The sequence below is a fragment of the Pseudomonas lactucae genome (assembly GCF_036688725.1).
Lineage (GTDB): Bacteria > Pseudomonadota > Gammaproteobacteria > Pseudomonadales > Pseudomonadaceae > Aquipseudomonas > Aquipseudomonas lactucae.
Genome location: NZ_JAQQPT010000012.1, coordinates 1 through 16,657, shown reverse-complemented (window position 1 = coordinate 16,657; position 16,657 = coordinate 1). Strand labels below are relative to the sequence as shown.

General features: G+C 60.7%; 15 protein-coding genes. 12 read left to right on the top strand and 3 right to left on the bottom strand.

Annotation, left to right across the window (positions count from 1 at the left end; all coding sequences use genetic code 11):
- The first annotated feature begins 10 nt into the window (after window positions 1–10).
- From ydcS to V6M90_RS15075, 7 genes are all read left to right on the top strand, one after another.
- Window positions 11–1,162 (top strand): putative ABC transporter substrate-binding protein YdcS, encoded by a 1,152-nt coding sequence (gene ydcS, locus V6M90_RS15105; protein ID WP_332846733.1) that lies wholly within the window; start codon window positions 11–13, stop codon window positions 1,160–1,162.
- Window positions 1,163–1,301: 139 nt separating this feature from the next.
- Window positions 1,302–2,336, top strand: coding sequence for an ABC transporter ATP-binding protein (locus V6M90_RS15100; RefSeq protein WP_078823476.1), 1,035 nt, complete (start codon window positions 1,302–1,304; stop codon window positions 2,334–2,336).
- A gap of 1 nt (window position 2,337) precedes the next feature.
- Window positions 2,338–3,270, top strand: coding sequence for an ABC transporter permease (locus V6M90_RS15095; RefSeq protein ID WP_078823475.1), 933 nt, complete (start codon window positions 2,338–2,340; stop codon window positions 3,268–3,270).
- Window positions 3,260–4,069, top strand: a complete 810-nt coding sequence (locus V6M90_RS15090) for an ABC transporter permease (protein WP_003172193.1) — start codon at window positions 3,260–3,262, stop codon at window positions 4,067–4,069. Before V6M90_RS15095 ends, V6M90_RS15090 begins: the two co-directional genes overlap by 11 nt.
- Before the next feature lie 63 nt (window positions 4,070–4,132).
- Window positions 4,133–5,557: a gamma-aminobutyraldehyde dehydrogenase gene (locus V6M90_RS15085; RefSeq protein WP_003172192.1), complete on the top strand. Its 1,425-nt coding sequence runs from the start codon at window positions 4,133–4,135 to the stop codon at window positions 5,555–5,557.
- Window positions 5,558–5,827: 270 nt separating this feature from the next.
- Window positions 5,828–7,453 (top strand): glucan biosynthesis protein D, encoded by a 1,626-nt coding sequence (locus V6M90_RS15080; protein WP_141064293.1) that lies wholly within the window; start codon window positions 5,828–5,830, stop codon window positions 7,451–7,453.
- A 122-nt stretch (window positions 7,454–7,575) separates the two neighbouring features.
- Window positions 7,576–8,754: a J domain-containing protein gene (locus tag V6M90_RS15075; RefSeq protein ID WP_332846732.1), complete on the top strand. Its 1,179-nt coding sequence runs from the start codon at window positions 7,576–7,578 to the stop codon at window positions 8,752–8,754.
- Window positions 8,755–8,763: 9 nt separating this feature from the next.
- Here the strand turns inward: V6M90_RS15075 and V6M90_RS15070 are convergent, their stop codons facing one another.
- The 3 genes from V6M90_RS15070 to V6M90_RS15060 form a co-directional block, all read right to left on the bottom strand.
- A complete protein-coding gene (locus V6M90_RS15070; RefSeq protein WP_003172188.1) occupies window positions 8,764–8,949 on the bottom strand; it encodes a hypothetical protein in 186 nt (61 codons plus the stop codon).
- Between the two features lie 270 nt (window positions 8,950–9,219).
- Complete coding sequence (locus tag V6M90_RS15065; RefSeq protein WP_003172187.1) at window positions 9,220–10,326, bottom strand: NADH:flavin oxidoreductase/NADH oxidase; 1,107 nt, start codon at window positions 10,324–10,326, stop codon at window positions 9,220–9,222.
- A gap of 136 nt (window positions 10,327–10,462) precedes the next feature.
- Window positions 10,463–12,364 (bottom strand): potassium transporter Kup, encoded by a 1,902-nt coding sequence (locus tag V6M90_RS15060; protein WP_003172185.1) that lies wholly within the window; start codon window positions 12,362–12,364, stop codon window positions 10,463–10,465.
- A 289-nt stretch (window positions 12,365–12,653) separates the two neighbouring features.
- Between V6M90_RS15060 and rimO the strand changes: the two genes are divergently transcribed.
- The 5 genes from rimO (at window position 12,654) to tsaA (ending at window position 16,615) form a co-directional block, all read left to right on the top strand.
- A complete protein-coding gene (gene rimO, locus V6M90_RS15055) occupies window positions 12,654–13,994 on the top strand; it encodes a 30S ribosomal protein S12 methylthiotransferase RimO (RefSeq protein WP_003172183.1) in 1,341 nt (446 codons plus the stop codon).
- A gap of 103 nt (window positions 13,995–14,097) precedes the next feature.
- Entirely contained in the window at window positions 14,098–14,568 is a 471-nt protein-coding gene (locus V6M90_RS15050) for a GNAT family N-acetyltransferase (RefSeq protein WP_141064295.1), read from the top strand.
- 108 nt (window positions 14,569–14,676) lie between these two features.
- Window positions 14,677–15,387 carry an rRNA pseudouridine synthase gene (locus tag V6M90_RS15045; protein WP_332846731.1) on the top strand — a complete coding sequence of 237 codons (711 nt, stop codon included), beginning with the start codon at window positions 14,677–14,679 and terminating at the stop codon, window positions 15,385–15,387.
- A 67-nt stretch (window positions 15,388–15,454) separates the two neighbouring features.
- The gene (locus V6M90_RS15040; RefSeq protein WP_003172180.1) at window positions 15,455–15,916 is read left to right on the top strand and encodes a YehS family protein; all 462 of its coding nucleotides are present in this window, start codon (window positions 15,455–15,457) and stop codon (window positions 15,914–15,916) included.
- A 3-nt stretch (window positions 15,917–15,919) separates the two neighbouring features.
- Window positions 15,920–16,615: a tRNA (N6-threonylcarbamoyladenosine(37)-N6)-methyltransferase TrmO gene (gene tsaA, locus V6M90_RS15035; RefSeq protein WP_042945607.1), complete on the top strand. Its 696-nt coding sequence runs from the start codon at window positions 15,920–15,922 to the stop codon at window positions 16,613–16,615.
- Window positions 16,616–16,657 lie beyond the last annotated feature (42 nt).

Genomic DNA, 16,657 nt, shown 5'->3' with positions numbered 1-16,657 from the left:
AGGGAACCCCATGTCCGCGCACAAGACAGCATTGCTCAGCGCCTTGACCACCGCGCTGCTGGCCAGCGTCAGTATTCAGGCCGCCGAACCGCTCAAGGCGGTTGGCGCCGGTGAAGGCCAGTTGGATATCGTCGCCTGGCCCGGTTATATCGAACGCGGCGAAAGCGACAAGGCCTACGATTGGGTCACCGGCTTCGAGAAGGAAACCGGCTGCAAGGTCAATGTGAAAACCGCTGCGACGTCTGACGAAATGGTCAGCCTGATGGCCAAGGGCGGTTACGACCTGGTCACCGCGTCGGGCGATGCTTCGCTGCGCTTGATCGCCGGTAAACGGGTGCAGCCGATCAATACCGCGTTGCTCGCCAATTGGAAAAACATCGACCCGCGCCTCAAGGATGCGCCGTGGTACGTGGTCGGCCAGCAAACCTACGGTACCCCGTACCAGTGGGGCCCGAACGTCTTGATGTACAACACCAACGTGTTCAAGTCGGCGCCCACCAGTTGGGATGTGCTGTTCAAGACGCAGAACCTGCCGGACGGCAAGCCGAACAAAGGTCGCGTGCAGGCCTACGACGGCCCGATCTACATGGCCGATGCGGCGCTGTACCTCAAGAGTACCCAACCGGAGCTGGGTATCCAGAGCCCGTATGAGCTGACCGAAACCCAGTACAAGGCGGTGCTCGACCTGTTGCGCGCCCAGCAACCGCTGATTCACCGCTACTGGCACGACACCACCGTACAAATGAGTGACTTCAAGAACGAAGGCGTGGTGGCCTCCAGCGCTTGGCCTTACCAGGTCAACGGCCTGCAAAACGAGAAGCAGCCGATTGCGTCGACCATCCCGAAAGAAGGCGCCACCGGCTGGGCCGACACCACCATGTTGCACAGCGAGGCCAAACATCCGAACTGCGCCTACAAGTGGATGGACTGGTCGCTGCAACCCAAGGTCCAGGGCGATGTGGCCGCCTGGTTCGGCTCGCTGCCGGCGGTGCCTGCGGCGTGTAAAGCGAGCGAACTGCTCGGCGCCGAAGGCTGCAAGACCAACGGCTTCGACCAGTTCGACAAGATCGCCTTCTGGAAAACCCCGCAGGCCGAAGGCGGCAAGTTCGTGCCGTACAGCCGCTGGACCCAGGATTACATTGCGATCATGGGTGGGCGCTGAGGCTCTTCAGACAACACAGGTCCCCTGTGGGAGGGGCTTGCTCCTTCCCACACCGACCGCACTCACAGATCTGTCGTTTTTTTTCAGAAGTCCAGGCCGGGCCGCTGCGACGGTCCGCGCCTTTTCGGAGCACCGCACCATGACGCTTGCAGTCCAATTCACCCATGTCTCCCGTCAGTTCGGCGAAGTAAAGGCGGTTGACCGGGTTTCCATCGATATTCAGGACGGCGAGTTCTTTTCCATGCTCGGCCCGTCGGGCTCGGGCAAGACCACTTGCCTGCGCCTGATTGCAGGCTTCGAGCAGCCGAGCGCAGGCTCGATCCGTATTCATGGCGAGGAAGCGGCCGGCTTGCCGCCCTATCAGCGCGACGTCAACACCGTCTTCCAGGATTACGCGCTGTTCCCTCACATGAACGTGCGCGACAACGTTGCCTATGGTCTCAAGGTCAAGGGGGTGGCCAAGGCCGAGCGCCTGAAGCGTGCCGAAGAAACCCTGGCCATGGTCGCCCTCGGCGGCTACGGCGAGCGCAAGCCGGTACAGCTCTCCGGCGGCCAACGCCAACGGGTGGCCCTGGCGCGCGCCCTGGTCAATCGCCCCCGCGTATTGCTGCTCGACGAACCATTGGGCGCCCTCGACCTCAAGCTGCGTGAACAAATGCAAAGCGAGCTGAAAAAGCTGCAACGCCAGCTCGGTATCACCTTTATTTTCGTGACCCACGACCAGACCGAAGCGCTGTCGATGTCCGACCGCGTGGCGGTGTTCAACAAGGGCCGCATCGAACAGGTCGACACCCCGCGCAACCTGTACATGAAACCGGCGACTGCGTTCGTGGCCGAGTTCGTCGGCACCTCCAATGTGATCCGCGGCGAACTGGCCCAGCGTCTGAGCGGCAGTGCGCAAGCATTCTCGATCCGCCCGGAACACGTGCGGTTTGCCGACGGCCCGCTGGGGACCGGCGAGGTGGAAGTCAGCGGTTTGCTGCACGATATCCAATACCAGGGCAGCGCCACACGCTACGAACTGACCCTGGAAAACGGCCAGGCCCTGAACATCAGCCAGGCCAACAACCAATGGCTGGACACCAGCAGCGGCTATCAGGTCGGCCAGGCCATCACCGCCCGCTGGGCACGGGAAGCCATGACCCCGCTGGCCGACAGCGCAGGCGAGGTGTGACATGAGCCTGGCCGTTTCTCGACAACCGGCGATGCGCAGGCTTTCCAACCTGCTCTACCGCAAGCCCAACCTCTACCTGGCGATGTTGCTGATACCGCCGTTGATCTGGTTCGGCGCGATCTATCTGGGTTCGTTGCTGACCCTGTTGTGGCAAGGCTTCTACACGTTCGACGACTTCACCATGGCGGTCACACCGGACCTGACCCTGGCCAACTTCGCCGCGCTATTCCAGCCGTCGAACTTCGACATCATCCTGCGCACCTTGAGCATGGCGATCGTGGTGTCGATCGCCAGTGCCATCGTGGCCTTCCCCATCGCCTACTACATGGCGCGCTACACCACGGGCAAGACCAAGGCGTTTTTCTATATCGCCGTGATGATGCCGATGTGGGCCAGCTACATCGTCAAGGCATATGCCTGGACCTTGTTGTTGGCCAAGGGCGGCGTGGCGCAATGGTTCGTGCAACACCTGGGCCTGGAGCCGGTGCTGCAGTTTGTGCTGGGCATTCCCGGCGTGGGCGGCAGCACCTTGAGCACCTCGCACCTGGGGCGCTTCATGGTGTTCGTCTATATCTGGCTGCCGTTCATGATCCTGCCGATCCAGGCATCGCTGGAGCGTCTGCCGCCGTCGCTGCTGCAGGCGTCCGCTGACTTGGGTGCCAAGCCACGCCAGACCTTCATGCAGGTGATTCTGCCGCTGTCGGTGCCGGGGATTGCCGCAGGTTCCATCTTCACTTTCTCGCTGACCCTCGGCGACTTCATCGTGCCGCAACTGGTAGGCCCGCCGGGCTATTTTGTCGGCGGCATGGTCTACGCCCAGCAAGGCGCCATCGGCAATATGCCCATGGCCGCGGCGTTCACCCTGGTGCCCATCGTGCTGATCGCGGTGTACCTGTCCATCGTCAAACGCCTGGGGGCCTTCGATGCACTCTGAGAAATCAACATTAGGCTTGAGGATCGCCGCCTGGGGCGGCCTGGTGTTTCTGCACTTCCCGATCCTGATCATCTTCCTCTACGCCTTCAACACCGAAGAAGCGGCGTTCAGCTTTCCGCCCCAGGGCTTGACCCTGAAGTGGTTCAGTGTGGCGTTCGCCCGGCCTGACGTGCTGGAAGCGATCAAGCTGTCGCTGCAGATCGCCGCCATTGCCACCTTGATTGCCATGGTGCTCGGCACGCTGGCCTCGGCGGCGTTGTACCGCCGCGAGTTTTTCGGCAAGCAAGGCGTGTCGCTGATGCTGATCCTGCCGATTGCGTTGCCGGGGATCATCACCGGCATCGCCTTGCTGGCGACCTTCAAGACGCTGGGCATCGAACCTGGGATGTTCACCATCATCGTCGGCCACGCAACGTTCTGCGTGGTGATCGTCTACAACAACGTCATCGCGCGTTTGCGCCGCACGTCCCACAGCCTGATCGAAGCCTCGATGGACCTGGGTGCCGACGGCTGGCAGACGTTTCGCTACATCATCATGCCCAACCTGGGCTCGGCGCTGCTGGCCGGCGGCATGCTCGCCTTTGCACTGTCGTTCGACGAAATCATCGTCACCACCTTCACCGCCGGCCACGAGCGCACGTTGCCGCTATGGCTGCTCAACCAGCTCAGCCGCCCACGGGATGTACCGGTGACCAACGTGGTGGCGATGCTGGTGATGCTGGTAACGATGGTCCCGATTCTGGGGGCCTATTACCTGACGCGTGGCGGGGAAAGCGTGGCCGGTAGTGGCGGTAAATAACTTGGCCACTGAAAGAATGCGGTTCAAATGTGGAATAACACTCGTTTTTTGGAGGACTGAACCATGCAAACCAAACTGCTGATCAACGGCCAACTGGTACAAGGCGAAGGCCCGGCCCAGGCCATCTTCAACCCGTCATTGGGCCGCGTGCTGGTGGAAATCCATGAAGCCAGCGAAGCCCAGGTCGACGCCGCCGTGCGTGCCGCCGATGCGGCCTTTGAAAGCTGGTCGCAAACCGCGCCGAAGGACCGTTCATTGCTGCTGCTTAAACTGGCGGACGCAATCGAAGCCCACGGTGCCGAGCTGGCCAAGCTGGAGTCGGACAATTGCGGCAAGCCCTACAGCGCCGCCTTGAACGACGAAATCCCGGCGATTGCCGATGTGTTCCGCTTTTTTGCCGGCGCCAGCCGCTGCATGAGCGGCTCGGCGGGCGGTGAATACCTGCCGGGCCATACGTCGATGATCCGTCGTGACCCGGTGGGGGTGATCGCCTCTATCGCACCGTGGAACTACCCGCTGATGATGGTCGCCTGGAAAATCGCCCCGGCGCTGGCGGCTGGTAATACCGTGGTGCTCAAGCCGTCGGAACAAACCCCGTTGACGGCGCTGCGCATGGTCGAACTGGCGTCGCAGATTTTCCCGGCCGGCGTACTTAACCTGGTCTTCGGCCGCGGCCCGAGCGTGGGCAGCCCGCTGGTAACTCACCCTAAAGTGCGCATGGTGTCGCTGACCGGCTCCATCGCCACCGGCGCGAATATCATTTCCAGCACCGCCGACAGCGTGAAGCGCATGCACATGGAGCTGGGTGGAAAGGCCCCGGTGATCATCTTCGATGACGCGGACATCGACGCCGCCGTGGAAGGCATCCGCACCTTCGGTTTCTACAACGCCGGCCAGGACTGCACCGCCGCCTGCCGCATTTATGCCCAGGCGTCTATCTACGATGCCTTTGTCGAGAAGCTCGGTGCCGCAGTGGCGAGCATCAAGTACGGTTTGCAGGATGATCCGGCCACCGAAATGGGCCCGCTGATCACTGCGCAACACCGTGACCGTGTGGTCGGGTTTGTCGAACGGGCCGTGGCGCAGCCACATATCCGCCTGGTCACCGGTGGCAAGGTTGTGGAAGGCAATGGGTTCTTCTTTGAGCCGACGGTATTGGCCGATGCGCAGCAGGACGACGAGATCGTACGCCGCGAAGTGTTCGGGCCGGTGGTGTCGGTGACCCGGTTCACCGATGAAGCCCAAGTGCTGGGCTGGGCCAACGATTCGGACTACGGCCTGGCGTCGTCGGTATGGACCGCCGATGTCGGCCGCGCTCATCGCCTGGCCGCACGTTTGCAGTACGGCTGCACCTGGGTGAATACCCACTTCATGCTTGTCAGCGAAATGCCCCATGGCGGTCAGAAACTGTCGGGGTATGGCAAGGACATGTCCATGTATGGGCTGGAGGACTACACCACCGTTCGCCACGTGATGTTCAAGCACTGAACCCACTGGGGGAGGGAGCAAGTCCCTCCCCCATTTTGATCGTCACAATTTCTGAGTAGGGTGTTCCACTCACCGGCTCGGAAACGTCTTGTTTCATATGCGCTGCCATCACCCCGCCATCAATCAATTTTCCTTCCCCATCGAACCGCTTAAGCTATCCGGCGTCTGTTTAATGTCCGTTGCGTTTGGCCGAAGGCATGTCCGAACCGTAATTTCTGATCCAGCACGTGCCAGGAACGGCGCGGGATTTGCTCACGACAGGTTGTCTCTATGCACCGCAGGAATTTGCTCAAAGCGTCCATGGCCATTGCGGCTTACACCGGTTTATCGGCCAGCGGCCTGCTGGCCGCGCAGGCTTGGGCGGGTAACCGCGCCGCCGACGGCAAGGCCGTGGCATTCGACTTCGACACGCTGAAGGCCCAGGCCAAGCAGCTCGCCGGGACCGCGTACAAAGACACCAAACAGGTGCTGCCGCCGACCCTGGCGACCATGACCCCGCAAAATTTCAACGCCATCGGCTACGACGGCAAGCATTCGCTGTGGAAAGAACTGAACGGCCAATTGGACGTGCAATTCTTCCACGTCGGAATGGGCTTCAAGACGCCGGTGCGCATGCACAGCGTCGATCCCAAGACCCGCGAAGCGCGTGAGGTGCATTTTCGCCCTTCGCTGTTCAACTATGAAAAAACCACCGTCGACACCAAACAGCTGACCGGCGACTTGGGTTTCTCCGGCTTCAAGCTGTTCAAGGCACCGGAACTGGACCGTCACGACGTGTTGTCATTCCTCGGCGCCAGCTACTTCCGCGCGGTGGACTCCACCGGCCAATACGGCCTGTCGGCACGGGGTCTGGCCATCGATACCTACGCGAAAAAACGCGAAGAGTTCCCCGATTTCACGCAATTCTGGTTCGAAACCCCGGACAAGGACGCCACGCGTTTTGTGGTCTATGCCCTGCTCGATTCGCCGAGCGCCACCGGCGCCTATCGCTTCGATATCGACTGCCAGGCCAACCAGGTGGTGATGGCCATCGACGCGCATATCAATGCGCGTACCAGCATCGAACAACTGGGCATCGCAGCGATGACCAGCATGTTCAGCTGCGGCACCCATGAGCGTCGGATGTGCGACACCATCCATCCGCAAATTCATGACTCGGACCGCCTGGCGATGTGGCGCGGTAATGGCGAGTGGATCTGCCGCCCGCTGAACAACCCGGCCAAGTTGCAATTCAACGCCTTCGCCGACACCGACCCGAAAGGCTTCGGCCTGGTGCAGACCGACCACGAGTTCGCCAGCTACCAGGACACCGTCGACTGGTATAGCAAGCGCCCAAGCCTGTGGGTGGAACCGACCACCGCCTGGGGCGAAGGCTCGATCGACCTGCTGGAAATTCCGACAACGGGCGAAACCCTGGACAATATCGTGGCCTTCTGGACCCCGAAAAAACCGGTGGCGGCCGGCGACTCGCTCAACTACGGCTACAAGCTGTACTGGAGCGCCTTGCCGCCGGTGAGCACACCGTTGGCGCAAGTCGACGCGACCCGCTCAGGCATGGGCGGCTTCACCGAAGGCTGGGCGCCGGGCGAGCATTACCCGGACGTGTGGGCGCGCCGTTTCGCCGTGGACTTCAAAGGCGGTGGCCTGGATCGCCTGCCCGCCGGCACCGGGATCGAGCCGGTGGTGACCTGTTCCCACGGTGAAGTGAAAGACTTCAGCGTGCTGGTGCTGGACAACATCAAGGGCTACCGCATCCTGTTCGATTGGTACCCGACCAGCGACAGCGTCGAACCGGTGGAACTGCGCCTGTTCATCCGCACCCAGGACCGCACCCTCAGTGAAACCTGGCTGTATCAGTACTTCCCGCCGGCACCGGCGCTGCGCAAGTACAGCTGATGCGCATCCGTCAGGTCGCTCCCTCGTTTGGGAGCGATCTGACTCGCTATGGGTTCATTTCATCCATCGGTGTATAGACGCAGACTTAAGGGATGGTAGCCTTTTCAACCCATTGAAATTAAATGAGTGGCGAGCTCATGCCTACTAAATCGAACACTTCGCAGCTCACTATCTCGGCGAAAAACAAGCCGAAACTGTCTTCTGCCCAACGCAAATTCAATAGCCTGTTGAAAAAAATCGACAAGCAACGCCAAACGCTGCTGGCCTGGGATACGGCCATGCCCAGGTACCAACAACGCTGGCATGCAGAGTTCAAGCCCTTGCACGTTCAGTATGCCGAGCGTCAGCTTTCGCTATTGAACGCACTGGACCACGCCGGTGATCGGCTCAAACTGGCAAAAGTCGATCGCCAGACCTTGCAGACCGTTATCTGTGAGTTGGCGACCTCGTTGATGGATGACACCAATCGCGAGCAGATGAAAGCGCTCTACAACAAACACAGTGGCGCAGACTTCGATGACGATGAGCGCCGGGAAAACCTGATCTTAAAGGAGGCCATGGAGCAGGCCTATGACATTAAGCTCGGCGATGACTTCGATTTCGGTTCGCCCGAGGAACTGGCATTGCACCTGCAGGAACGCCTGGAGGAGCAGAACAAAACACAGTCCGGGCAGCCGGAACGAGACGCCACGGCCCGCGAAAAGAAAGATCAGGAGCAGGCACACCAAGCCAGCCAGTCATTGCGCGCGGTCTATCGCAAACTTGCCAGCGCACTGCATCCCGACCGCGAGACCGACGAGGCCGAACGTCAACGCAAGACGACATTGATGCAGCGCGCCAATAAAGCCTACGCCGAGCGCAACCTGCTGGAACTGCTGGAACTGCAGCTGGAGGCCGAACACCTTGACCCGGTAGCCCTGCAAACAATGTCGGATGAACGACTGAAGCACTACAACCGAGTGCTCAGCGAGCAATACGACGGGCTGGTCGTTGAAGTCAGCGCAGTCGCCTTTGATTTTGCCCGGCTATTCGATCTCGATCCTTTTACCCCGGTGACAGTGGCGAACAGCGCATCGCAGGTAAACCTGGCGCTCAAGGAGCTTGAGTATCAACTGCGCGACCTGGAACAGGTGCTGGTTGAGATAGACAGTCCGAAAGGGCTGAAACGCTGGCTCAAGGCAGAACGCGCCGCCATGGAAGACAATCTGTTATCCGCCTTTGACGAATTTGATTTCTTCGACGAGCCAGACTTTTCGGACGATCCGGATTTTCCTGATGACTCAAACCCCTTCATGAGGTGAGCTGCGCCGTCAAAACCGCGACACACTCTTCATCGCCCCAATCAGGTAACGCATCGCCACCTGATCGTTTTCGGTCAGGGTGCGGTACTGCGCCAGCAATTCGGCTTCGTCCGAACTCAACCTGCGGCCGCGCAAGGGCAGCCTGCGGCCCAGAAAAGACACCACCACACCCGCTACACCATAGGACTTGGCCATGGACTGCTTCTCCTGATATCGATCAAATACTCCCGGTACCCATTACCCGCCTCCCGTGAAACGCAAGGTCGCCACGAGCAAACCGACTGACTCCCTGGGCCAGAAATCAGTCTTACCTTAAGCGTAGAAACAATCTCGTTACGTGTGGGATTTTTTTAGAGTATTCACTTAAAAAATTACTTCGGTAACAAATACCTACAACCCAATCCTACTCGCGCACATAAAAAAACCCACCGGGCCAGGGTGGGTTTCGACGCAACCGCTGAAGGGTCAATCCCTCAAGTCAGACTCATGAATCGGCTGGTCCCGATGGGTCGCTCGCTGATACTGCGCCGGCCAGATCGCCTTGCGCCCGCCCAGATCATCGTCGGCATGCAACGGCCAGTAAGGATCGCGCAGCAGTTCGCGCGCCAGGAAGATGATATCGGCCTGGCAAGTGCGCAGGATGTGCTCGGCCTGGGCCGGTTCGGTGATCATGCCGACGGTGCCGGTGGCGATGCCCGACTCCTTGCGCACACGCTCGGCGAAGCGCGTCTGGTAGCCAGGGCCGGTGGGGATCTCGGCATTGGCGGCGGTGCCACCGGAGGACACGTCGATCAAGTCCACCCCCAGGTCTTTGAGGCGGCGCGCGAGCTCCACGGTTTCATCGGGGTTCCAGCCATCTTCCACCCAGTCGGTGGCTGACACCCGCACGAACAGCGGCAACTCCTGGGGCCAGACGTCGCGCACGGCCTGGGTCACTTCAAGCACCAGGCGGATGCGGTTCTCGAAGGAGCCGCCGTACCGGTCCTGACGCTGGTTACTGAGGGGCGACAGAAATTGGTGCAACAGGTAACCGTGCGCCGCGTGGATCTCCACCACCTCGAAACCCGCCGTCAATGCACGCTTGGCGGCGGCGACAAAGTCGGCGATCACTTGCCGGATCTGCCCTTCATCCAGCGGTTTGGGTGGGGTGTGTTGCGGGTCGAAGGCAATCGGCGATGGGCCTACCGGCACCCAGCCGCCGTCCTCAGGCTTGACGCTGCCATGCTTGCCGATCCACGGCCGATGGGTACTGGCCTTGCGCCCGGCATGGGCCAGTTGAATACCCGCCACCGCGCCCTGGGCGGCGATAAAACGCGTGATGCGTTGCAACGGTTCGATCTGCTGGTCGTTCCACAGGCCCAGGTCCTGGGCGGTGATACGGCCTTCGGCGGCCACGGCGGTGGCTTCGGTGAAAATCAGCCCGGCGCCACCGACGGCACGGCTGCCGAGGTGCACCAGGTGCCAGTCATTGGCCAGGCCATCGTCACTGGAGTATTGGCACATCGGCGAGACCGCAATGCGGTTGAGCAGGGTCAATTGACGCAGGGTATAGGGTTCGAGCAGCTGACTCATGGCGCACCTCTTCCGGGTTCTGTGGGCGAGCTTCAAGACTCTCTAACGGTGAGTAGAGCCTAGTCGACAACGTTCGATTGCACAGGGTTCAGAAGACAAAACGGGAGCCGATTGCCGGCCCCCGTGTAAAGCCAGTTTACATTTCGACCTGGGTGCCCAGCTCGATCACCCGGTTTACCGGGAGTTTGAAAAAGCGCAGGTTGCCGTTGGCGTTCTTCAACATGAACGCGAACAAGCCTTCGCGCCAGCGCGCCATGCCTTCGAGTTTCGAGGCAATCACCGTTTCGCGGCTGAGGAAGTAGGTGGTGCGCATCGGGCTGAAATCCAGATCGTCCAGATGGCACAGCTTCAGCGCTTCGGGCACGTCCGGTTCGTCGGTGAAACCAAAATGCAGAATCACGCGGAAGAAGCCTTCACCGTAGGCATCCACCTCGAACCGCCGTGAGGCCGGCACGCGCGGGATGTCTTCGTACACCACCGTCAACAGCACCACTTGCTCATGCAGTACCTGGTTATGCAGCAAGTTGTGTAACAGCGCATGGGGCACGGCGTCGGGCCGCGCGGTGAGGAACACCGCCGTACCCTGCACCCGATGGGGCGGCTGCACGCGGATACTGCTGATGAAGATCGGCAGCGGCAGGCCGCCTTCGTCGAGACGCTCCACCAGCAATTGCTTGCCGCGCTTCCAGGTCGTCATCAACACGAACAGCACGATCCCCGCGATAACCGGGAAGGCGCCGCCCTGGATGATTTTCGGTACGTTGGCCGCAAAATACAGTCCATCGACCAACAGGCAGCAGAGCAATACCGGCACAGCCAGCACCGGTGGCCATTTCCACAGCAGCAGCATCACCGCCGAGACGAGGATGGTGGTCATCAGCATGGTGCCGGTCACCGCCACGCCGTAGGCCGAGGCCAGGGCGTTGGAGGACTCGAAACCCAGCACCAGCAGGATCACACCGACCATCAGCGACCAGTTCACCGCGCCGATATAGATCTGGCCCTGTTCGGCGCTGGAGGTGTGCTGAATATGCATGCGCGGGATGTAACCCAACTGGATCGCCTGGCGCGTCAACGAGAACGCCCCGGAAATTACCGCCTGGGATGCAATCACCGTGGCCAGGGTCGACAACCCCACCAGCGGGATCAACGCCCAGCTCGGCGCCAACAGGTAGAACGGGTTGCGCGCGGCTTCCGGATCGCCGAGCAACAAGGCGCCCTGGCCGAAATAGTTGAGCACCAGCGCCGGCAACACCAGGATGAACCAGGCACGGGCGATAGGCTTGCGGCCGAAATGGCCCATATCGGCATACAGCGCTTCGGCACCGGTCAGTGCCAGCACCACGGCGCCCAGGATAGCCACGCCAATGCCTGGGTGAGCCTCGAAGAAGCGTACGGCCCAGATCGGGTTCAATGCCTTGAGCACTTCCGGATGCTGGCTGATGCCATAGATGCCCAGGCCGCCCAGCACCAGGAACCAGGTCACCATCACCGGTCCGAATAATTTGCCGATGCGGTCGGTGCCGTGTTTCTGGATCAGAAACAGCGCCACCAGCACCACCAGCGCAATCGGCACGACCCATTTTTCCAGACCGTCGAACGCCAACTCCAGGCCTTCCACGGCCGACAAAACGGAAATCGCCGGGGTGATCATGCTGTCGCCGTAGAACAGCGCCGCACCGCACAGACCACACACCACGAGGAAACTGCGCAACTTCTTGCGCTCCCCCGCCGCCCGTCGCGCCAGCGCCGTCAGGGCCATGATGCCGCCCTCGCCCTGGTTGTCGGCACGCAGCACGAACAGCATGTACTTGATCGACACCACCCAGATCAGCGACCAGAAGATCAGCGCCAGAATTCCCAGCACGCCGTCATGATTGACCTGAACCCCATAACCACCGGTGAACACCTCTTTAAGGGTGTAGAGCGGACTGGTGCCGATATCGCCGTAAACCACCCCGACCGCTGCCACCAGCATGCCAATCGGCTTGGCGTTTGAATGCTCGGCACCCGCTGCCTGACTACTTGCCTGACCCATCAACCACTCCTGCCCTTTGACCTGAGGTCTTTATAAACAACACATCTAAGCTGACCCTAGCATGCGCTGTTTTACTTCTCGTAACAGACGTTTTATTGACCCAAGGGTTTTACCCGTGCCAACGGCGCGAAGCATAGCGCAGCACTCGTCGCATTTCCCTGCATAAAGCTGGTCAAGTGCGTTGCCCGTCGCTAGAATTGCGCACTTTTTGATCAGAGGCACATTCCAAGTGCCCGTCCGTTGCCTCGTCGTGCACGACCGGCGGCGTCATTCAATACCGAGGTTAGACATGTCCACCACCATCGCAAAAGCCAACCCCAAGGTTGGCTTTGTTTCCCTGGGTTGCCCTAAGGCGCTCGTCGACTCCGAGCGCATCCTCACGCAACTGCGTATGGAAGGCTATGACGTCGTGTCCACTTATCAGGACGCCGATGTGGTGGTGGTCAACACCTGCGGCTTTATCGACTCGGCCAAGGCAGAGTCCCTGGAAGTGATCGGCGAAGCGATCAAGGAAAACGGCAAGGTCATCGTGACCGGCTGCATGGGCGTGGAAGAAGGCAATATCCGCAATGTGCACCCAAGCGTGCTGGCCGTGACCGGTCCGCAGCAATACGAGCAGGTGGTCAATGCCGTGCACGACGTGGTGCCACCGCGTCAGGACCACAACCCGCTGATCGACCTGGTGCCGCCGCAAGGCATCAAGCTGACCCCACGCCACTACGCCTACCTGAAGATTTCCGAAGGCTGCAACCACAGCTGCAGCTTCTGCATCATCCCGTCGATGCGCGGCAAGCTGGTCAGCCGCCCGGTGGGCGATGTGCTGGACGAGGCCCAGCGCCTGGTCAAATCCGGCGTCAAAGAGCTGTTGGTGATTTCCCAGGACACCAGCGCCTACGGTGTCGACGTGAAGTACCGCACCGGTTTCTGGAACGGCGCGCCGGTAAAAACCCGCATGACCGAACTCTGCGAAGCCCTCAGCAGCCTGGGCGTGTGGGTGCGCCTGCACTACGTCTACCCGTACCCGCACGTTGACGAGCTGATCCCGCTGATGGCCGCCGGCAAGATCCTGCCGTACCTGGACATCCCGTTCCAGCACGCCAGCCCGAAAGTGCTCAAGGCCATGAAACGTCCGGCCTTCGAAGACAAGACCCTGGCGCGCATCAAGAACTGGCGCGAGATCTGCCCTGACCTGATTATTCGTTCCACCTTCATTGTCGGCTTTCCTGGCGAAACCGAAGAAGACTTCCAGTACCTGCTGGACTGGCTGACCGAGGCCCAACTGGACCGCGTCGGCTGCTTCCAATACTCGCCAGTGGAAGGCGCCCCCGCCAACCTGCTGGACCTGCCCGTGGTGCCGGACGACGTCAAGCAAGACCGTTGGGAACGCTTCATGGCGCACCAACAGGCCATCAGCTCGGCGCGCCTGCAACTGCGCATCGGCAAGGAAATCGAAGTGCTGATCGACGAGGTCGACGAGCAAGGCGCGGTGGGCCGTTGCTTCTTCGACGCACCGGAAATTGACGGTAACGTGTTTATCGACGACGCCAGCGGTTTGAAGCCGGGCGACAAGGTGTGGTGCACCGTGACCGACGCCGACGAATATGACCTGTGGGCTGAAAAACGCGCCTAAGGCAGTAAAGAAATGAAAAAGCCCTGCTTCCAGACAAGATGCGGGGCTTTTTTAGGTCTATCGTTTCGCCCATCAGCACCGTCTACAGTAAGGGGCAGCGGGCATGCGTCAGCATTCGGTTATCCATACACCTAAAACCAGCGACTACGCCGAGTTGGCGCGGATCTGGGAGGCCTCGGTGCGCGCCACCCATGACTTTCTGCCGGAAAGCTACATCGTGCGCCTGAAAAACCTGGTGCTGACCCGCTACCTGGATTCGGTGATGCTCATCTGCACCAAGGACTCGCGCCAGCGAATCACAGGGTTTGCCGGGGTGGCGGCAGGCAAGGTGGAGATGCTGTTTATCGACCCTCAGCACCGAGGCCAGGGCCTGGGGCGACAATTGCTGCGCTATGCCATCGAGCATATGAATGCCGATGAACTGGATGTGAACGAACAAAATCCGCGGGCGCTGGGGTTCTATTTCAAACAGGGCTTCGAGGTGATCGGACGCACCGAGCATGACGGTCTGGGCCAGCCCTATCCGTTGCTGCATCTGCGTTTGCGCCAGCAGCAACACCTACGCAACGGCTGAGGTCCCCACAAACCGGCTCCCCCGAAAATACAGCAGGCTGAAATGGGGCCGGGATTAACCGGCGCCAGGCAGGTACAATAGTCACCCCCTTTTGTTACGGCCCTTGTCATGACTGACCCCATACGCCTCTCCAAACGCCTTATCGAACTGGTCGGTTGCTCCCGTCGGGAGGCTGAGCTGTTTATCGAAGGCGGCTGGGTTTCGGTGGACGGTGAAGTGATCGACGAGCCGCAGTTCAAGGTCACCACCCAGAAGGTCGAACTCGACCCTGAGGCCAAGGCCACCGTGCCGGAGCCGGTGACTATCCTGCTGCACGCCCCGGCGGGTGTGGATGCCGAGACGGCCATGGCCTCGATCAGCGCCGAAACGCTGTCCGAAGAGCACCGCTTCAGCAAGCGCCCGCTCAAGGGCCACTTCCTGCGCCTGACCGCCAGCGCCGACCTGCAGGCCAAGGCCAGCGGCCTGCTGGTGTTTACCCAGGACTGGAAGATTCTGCGCAAGTTGACCGCCGATGCCGCCAAGATCGAGCAGGAATACGTGGTGGAGGTCGAGGGCAACATGGTTGCCCACGGTCTTAACCGCCTGAACCACGGCCTGACCTACAAAGGCAAAGAGTTGCCGGCGGTCAAAGCCAGCTGGCAGAACGAAAACCGCCTGCGTTTTGCGATGAAAAACCCGCAGCCCGGCGTGATCGCGTTGTTCTGCGAAGCCGTTGGCCTGAAGGTCGTGGCTATTCGTCGCATCCGCATCGGCGGCGTGTCCATCGGCAAGGTGCCGGTCGGTCAATGGCGTTACCTGTCCGGCAAAGAGAAGTTCTAAGCCGTTCCCTTTTCTCGACACCGCCTGCTAGGGCGGTGTCCTCCGTTGAATACCAGGATTGCCCACCATGATTCACAATGACGTACTGCGCAGCGTGCGCTACATGCTCGACATCAGCGACAACAAGATGGTCGAGATCATCAAGCTCGGCGGCATGGACGTGACCAAGGACGACCTGCTGACCTACCTCAAGAAAGACGAGGAAGAAGGCTTCGTGTTCTGCCCGGACGAAGTCATGGCCCACTTTCTCGACGGCCTGGTGATCTTCAAGCGCGGCAAGGACGAAAGCCGTCCACCGCAGCCGATCGAAACGCCGGTGACCAACAACATTATCCTCAAGAAGCTGCGCGTGGCCTTCGAACTCAAGGAAGACGACATGCATGCCATCCTCAAGGCCGCCGAATTCCCGGTGTCCAAGCCGGAACTGAGCGCACTGTTTCGCAAGTTCGGTCACACCAACTACCGCACCTGTGGCGACCAGTTGCTGCGCAACTTCCTCAAGGGCCTGACGCTGCGGGTTCGCACGTAAGCCATGAATTACCAGGTCTCGCCCGTCGGTTTCGTACGCTCCTGCTTCAAGGAGAAGTTCGCCATCCCGCGCCAACCGCAACTGGCGCCTGCCGCCCGTGGCGTGCTGGAATTGGTGGCGCCGTTCGACCAGGGTGAGGCGGTACAGGGTCTGGAACAGGTCAGCCACGTGTGGCTGTTGTTCCTGTTCCACCAGGCCCTGGAAGATAAACCACGCCTGAAAGTGCGCCCGCCACGCCTGGGCGGCAACACGTCCATGGGTGTGTTTGCGACCCGTGCGACTCATCGGCCCAACGGGATTGGCCAGTCAGTGGTCAAGCTGGACAAGGTCGAGCCGGGGCGGCTGTGGATTTCCGGGATCGATTTGCTCGATGGCACACCGGTATTGGATATCAAGCCGTATGTACCGTATGCCGATATTGTCGACACGGCCACCAACAGCATCGCCAGCGGTGCGCCGCAGCTGATTCCCGTGCAGTGGCTGAAGACGGCGCTGCAGCAGGCACAAGGCCACGCTCAGCGCCTTGGAGAGCCATTGGTGGAGTTGATCGATCAGTGTCTGGCGCAGGATCCACGCCCGGCCTACCAAACGCCCGGGCCTGAGCGCGAATACGGAGCGCAGTTCTGGGATGTGGATGTGCGCTGGCATTATCCGGAGGCCGGGATGATTTGCGTATTGGAAGTGGTGCCTGCTGGATAAACCGCAAACCAAATGTGGGAGGGGGGGGGGGGGGGGGGGGGG